Source organism: Microcoleus sp. (assembly GCF_049646505.1).
GTDB lineage: Bacteria > Cyanobacteriota > Cyanobacteriia > Cyanobacteriales > Microcoleaceae > Microcoleus.
On the sequence record NZ_JBARVX010000153.1, the window covers coordinates 1 to 5,372 of the forward strand.

A 5,372-nucleotide genomic window follows, 5' to 3' on the forward strand; every position below is an offset into this window, starting at 1 on the left:
GTATAATATACAAGTAGTTTTGAGTCGATATTCTAGTATTTCAGGTGCGCGCTACTCAAGAATCAATTTGTAGCCTGCGCCTGAAGCACAGGAGAGTTAACTGTCAGCCACTAGAACTCAGTCAAACTGCAAAAAGTAATTTTACCCGCTAGGTATATTGGCAAGGTGTGCAGTGTTTACCCTACAATCAATTTGTAAGGTATGCACTGCACACCTTACTGATTGAAGTTACAATAATTACAGTTCGCGATCGCATTAATACCACATAAATCAGATTTTTATCGGGATTATATCATGTCCGATCGACTACCATAACAAAAACGGTTCGTAGTGCGTCCTGGTTTCCACTCCGGGATTGCGGTAAAGTCCGCACGCGCGATCCTTACTTATTGCGGTCAATTTATCGGATATTATATTAAAGGTTTAGATGCAGTTTTTGGGAAAACAAAACAATTCTTTATCTAATAGTGTGTCCGGGACTAAATTAGTTAGTAAATATCATCAAAATTTCGGAATGAATATACAGAATAATTCAACTTACATTTATTTACACGGATTTGCTTCAAGTCCAGATTCAGCTAAGGCTAAATATTTCCGAAATCGCTTTTCTTCCCTCGGAATTGACCTAAAAACTCCCGATCTCAATCAAAACGATTTTTCCCGTCTCACCCTCACCCGCCAATTAAACCAAATAGAAACAGAATTTGGGATAACCAGATCCTCCCTATCTCCCGCAGAAAATGTAAACAATCCAGAGGGAGTTACAATCATTGGGTCAAGTTTTGGCGGCTTGACAGCGGCTTGGTTGGCCCAGCGGCAATTATCGGTAAAACGAATAATTTTGTTAGCGCCCGCTTTTCAATTTCTCTCTCACTGGCTGCCGCTGCTGGGACAGCAACAGTTAGAAAAGTGGCACTCCGAGGAGTATTTACCAGTTTATCACTACGGCGAACAGCGCTATCTGCCGCTGAATTATCAGTTTGTGACAGAAATGGCTCAATACCCTGACGAAAAATTAATGCGGCAAGTCCCTACGTTAATTGTTCACGGGAAGCATGATACAATCATACCGATTCAAGCTAGCAGAAATTTTGCCGAGCACCGTCCCTGGGTGCAATTAATCGAATTAGAAGACGATCATTCTTTGGGAAATGTCCTAACGGAAATTTGGGAAGCGATTCAAAAGTTTTGCCAATTTCCCATTTAAACTTAGACTGCACCAAAAACTTGGTACAAGTTTCCGACACTCCCAAGGATTGACCATAAAATTTTAGACTTTTGTTCAAACTCTCAGATTTAATGGGAGAGTTAATCGAAAATCTAAAATTATTCAATTTCAAATCGACTTACCAACTTGCAAGTGTCAACAATCAAATGACTGAACAAGATTCATCGACTCGCACCTTGGCCGTTGACATTGGCGGAAGCGGCATCAAAGTTATGGTTTTGGACGCTGAAGGTGAACCTCAGACGGAACGCAGCCGTTTAGAAACGCCTCAACCGCCGAAACCGGAACCGATATTAGAGGCGATCGCCTCTTTAGCAAGCGCACAAGGAGAATTTGACCGAGTATCCGTCGGTTTTCCCGGCGTAGTTTGTCGCGGAATCACCAAAACCGCAGTAAATTTAGATCCGTCTTGGATCGATTTTGACCTAGCAACTACCCTCAAAGACCGTTTGGGAAAACCTGTGCGAGTGGCGAACGATGCCGACATTCAAGGATTGGGCTCGATCGCTGGGACGGGGGTAGAATTAGTAGTTACCCTCGGCACAGGTTTCGGTTCTTCCTTATTTGTCGATGGTATTTTGGTGCCAAATCTAGAGTTAGGACATCACCCGTTTCGCAAAGGGGAAACTTACGAACAGCAATTAGGGCGATCGGCATTAGATGCAGTCGGTGCCAAAAGATGGAATCGCCGTCTGGAAAAAGCGCTGGTTTCTCTGCAAAATCTGTTTAACTGCGATCGGCTTTACATCGGCGGCGGCAATACAAAAAAAATTGTTTTTGATTTACCGCCGCAGGTTAAAATAGTGCCGAATGTCAGCGGTTTGTTGGGCGGCATCGCTTTGTGGCGCGATTTAAATAATCATTAGTCATTAGTCATTAGTCATTAGTCATTAGTCATTAGTCATTAGTCATTAGTCATTAGTCATTAGTCATTAGTCATTAGGGGCGATGCCAAGAGTGCCCGCCCTTATTAACAGTCAACAGTCAACAGTTAACAGTTAACAGTCAACAGTCAACAGTGATTAGTCATTAGCCATAAATTATGGATGCTCGACTTTAGACTATTAAAGACTGTGACTGCATCCTGATGTTTGCAAGCAGATTATCTAAAATAAGAAGTCCTAAATTATACCATGCTTCCATTTATCCGCCAAGACTTAGCCGAACTTGCCGCCTACACTCCCCATCCGGGCGGCGCGTCAGGAGAATCAGCGCACTCGGAAAGTGCGATCGATCGCCTAGACACCAACGAATGCCCCTACGACTTACCAGAAGAATTAAAACAAAAGCTAGCTTGGACTTACCAGCAGTTAATTGAAACAAATCGCTATCCCGACGGAGGCCACGCAGCACTCAAACAGGCGATCGCCCAATACGTCAACGAATCGATCGCAGAATCTATTCCTGTCCCCCCCCTTAACAAGGGGGGGCTAGGGGGGGTAAAACCGCTAAAAACTGCCATTACAGCCGACAATATCTCTGTCGGCAACGGTTCGGACGAACTAATTAGATCGCTCTTAATTGCAACCTGTCTGGGTGGCAAAGGCTCAATTTTAGTCGCCAATCCCACCTTTTCGATGTATGCAATTATCGCCCAAACCCTCGGCATTCCCGCTGTCAGTGTTGCGCGAAAAGAGGATAATTTTGAAATAGATATCGAAGCGGCTAAAAGGGCGATCCTCTCCGTTGGCGCAGCCCCCGTAGGGGCGGGCTGCGCTAACGCCCAAAAACAAAATCCTCCCGTGCGCGTCGTCTTTGTCGTCCATCCCAATTCCCCCACAGCCAATGCTTTGACACCAGATGAGGTGGATTGGTTGGAAAAATTGCCACCCGATATTTTAGTAGTAATTGACGAAGCTTATTTTGAATTCAGTCAAAATACCTTAGCAGACAGATTGCACCAACACCCGAACTGGATAATTTTGCGAACATTTTCCAAAGCATTTCGACTAGCATCAATGAGAGTCGGATATGCGATCGCCCATCCAGAGTTCACAGCCGCCTTAGAAAAAATCCGCCTCCCCTACAACCTGCCCGCGTTTTCTCAAACCGCAGCCGAATTTGCCCTAGCCCAAAGACAATTATTGCTAGCAACAATTCCCGAAACTATATCAGAAAGATCCAAATTAATTGCAGCGCTAACTCAGCATCAAAAATTGCAAATTTGGCCCAGTGCGGCTAACTTTGTGTACCTGCGGGTGAAAGCCAGCGACAGCAAAGCAGCGGAACAGGAACACCAAAAAATTATGCAGCAGTTAAAAATTCGAGGAACGTTAATTCGGCACACAGGCGGAGGTTTGCGAATTACGGTAGGGAGTCCCGATGAAAATCAGCGGACAGTCGATCGCATTGGAGAAATTTTTGACAACTCATAATATTCGGTATCCAGTTTTTGCTTAACACAAAAATAACTTTGGAGAAGATATATATGCTTAAAGGAAAGGTTTTACGGGTTGCTCGTCCAACTGATTGCCTCGATCAAGTTGTTCATTTCTACACAGAGGGTTTAGGGCTGCAAATCCTCGATAGTTTTGAAAACCATGAAGGTTTTGACGGAGTAATGGTTGGGATGCCAGGAGAAAGCCACCACCTTGAATTCATCCATCAACGGGGACATATTGTAGGTGGCGCTCCAACTCAAGACAATATTATCGTCTTTTACCTTCCTAACCAACAAGAATGGCAGCAGGCTGTTGAGCGAATGAAAGCAATTGGATTTGAGCCTGTAAACTCATACAATCCCTACTGGGACAAAAATGGAGTGACTTTTGAAGACCCAGATGGCTATCGAGTCGTTTTGCAGAATGCCGAGTGGAGCTTGTAGCAGCGCGATCGCCCGCCACATAAGGTATTTATAGCGGTTCTCAAGCGTGGTGAGGATAGCCCATAGCCCATAGCCCATAGCCCATAGCCTTATGCCGTTCGCGTACCTAATATGAGATATCGAAAGGCTATACACCAATTTATAAATAATCATTTTCTTGTCGCGCAGCCCGAATAGTTTGGGGAAATACGCCTACTAAAAGTGCCAAAGCTTCATCGGGAATTTGTGCTACTGTTTCCGCATCAAAATATTGTTCAAACTGAGTTAAAATCATTTGTGCGCGTTCCAAAGCTGCCGGCTTTGCGGTTAACTGTTCCGTTAATCGCACCCAATGCCGCCGAATTCCAAAAGCTTTCTGTCTTTCTTCGGGAGATTGAGGACAAACTAAACAAAAATCTCCCACGGGAATCGCCCGCCCAGAGTCAACGTCAAAAGCACCGCCAACCGCAGCCCCCGGCCCGGCAAACTCTGCGTGGAAGCGCTTAATCAAAATTAGACCGTTCCGGCGACGGCTATCTACCATCAACAGTTGGCCGCTGTTGATTTGTGCGAGAATTTCAGAGGAATTGGTGTACTCAGTCAAATCTGTGCCAAGGTTTCAATGTCGCAAGTCCGGGTCTGCTCAAAGGCCGACGCGGACAATACCGCTATAGTTAAAATCAGAACTCGATGAAATATCAAATCTGCGAAACTCCCGCGAGCGATCGAGATTATTCATTTAAACTGATAAATTAATACTGTCACAAGGTGGTAGCTTGAGCGCGATCGAATATCAAATGCAGGTAGAACAAGTAGTAGACACCTTGAAAGCGGATCTCCCGACGCTTTTTGAAAAAGACATCTCTTATAATATCTACACAAAAGGTATTTATTTTCAAGATCCAGTCAACAAATTTAAAGGAAAAATCAACTACCGCATTATCTTTTGGACTTTGCGGTTTCACGGGCAGCTATTTTTTAGCGAGATTTACTTCGACCTCCACGAGGTGAATCAGACTGCCTTGGATACTATTGTGGCAAATTGGACTGTGCGCGGGACACTGCGCGTACCCTGGAAAGCTCAGATTTTCTTTAACGGCTATTCTACCTACAAGCTGGATGAGGACGGCTTAATTTACCAACATATCGACACCTGGGACAGAAAACCCGGAGAGATTTTAAAGCAGTTTTTAGGCAAGGGGACAGTTCTCTTCAAATAGTAGTAGGGGACTGCACGTAAACCGTAGGATTTTCCATTGTAAACACAATACCGTGGACTGAAAGGGATTTAGCAATTTGAACGCTTGCTAACTCTAGTAGACGTTTACGCACCTCGATAGC

The 5,372-nt window shown here is 44.5% G+C and carries 6 protein-coding genes; 5 read left to right on the forward strand and 1 reads right to left on the reverse strand.

Annotation, left to right across the window (positions count from 1 at the left end; all coding sequences use genetic code 11):
- Positions 1–514 precede the first annotated feature (514 nt).
- From WBA89_RS08335 to WBA89_RS08350, 4 genes are all read left to right on the forward strand, one after another.
- Positions 515–1,207: a YqiA/YcfP family alpha/beta fold hydrolase gene (locus tag WBA89_RS08335; RefSeq protein ID WP_424405528.1), complete on the forward strand. Its 693-nt coding sequence runs from the start codon at positions 515–517 to the stop codon at positions 1,205–1,207.
- 167 nt (positions 1,208–1,374) lie between these two features.
- Positions 1,375–2,094 carry an ROK family protein gene (locus tag WBA89_RS08340; protein WP_424405530.1) on the forward strand — a complete coding sequence of 240 codons (720 nt, stop codon included), beginning with the start codon at positions 1,375–1,377 and terminating at the stop codon, positions 2,092–2,094.
- Between the two features lie 267 nt (positions 2,095–2,361).
- A complete protein-coding gene (locus WBA89_RS08345) occupies positions 2,362–3,603 on the forward strand; it encodes a histidinol-phosphate transaminase (protein WP_424405532.1) in 1,242 nt (413 codons plus the stop codon).
- Between the two features lie 53 nt (positions 3,604–3,656).
- The gene (locus WBA89_RS08350) at positions 3,657–4,052 is read left to right on the forward strand and encodes a VOC family protein (RefSeq protein WP_265237708.1); all 396 of its coding nucleotides are present in this window, start codon (positions 3,657–3,659) and stop codon (positions 4,050–4,052) included.
- A gap of 139 nt (positions 4,053–4,191) precedes the next feature.
- Here the strand turns inward: WBA89_RS08350 and WBA89_RS08355 are convergent, their stop codons facing one another.
- On the reverse strand, positions 4,192–4,635 hold the full coding sequence (locus tag WBA89_RS08355; protein WP_424405534.1) for a hypothetical protein: 444 nt from the start codon (positions 4,633–4,635) through the stop codon (positions 4,192–4,194).
- Positions 4,636–4,828: 193 nt separating this feature from the next.
- On the opposite strand from WBA89_RS08355, the gene WBA89_RS08360 reads away from it, so the two are divergent.
- The gene (locus WBA89_RS08360; protein WP_424405536.1) at positions 4,829–5,251 is read left to right on the forward strand and encodes a DUF2358 domain-containing protein; all 423 of its coding nucleotides are present in this window, start codon (positions 4,829–4,831) and stop codon (positions 5,249–5,251) included.
- The last annotated feature ends 121 nt before the right edge of the window (positions 5,252–5,372 follow it).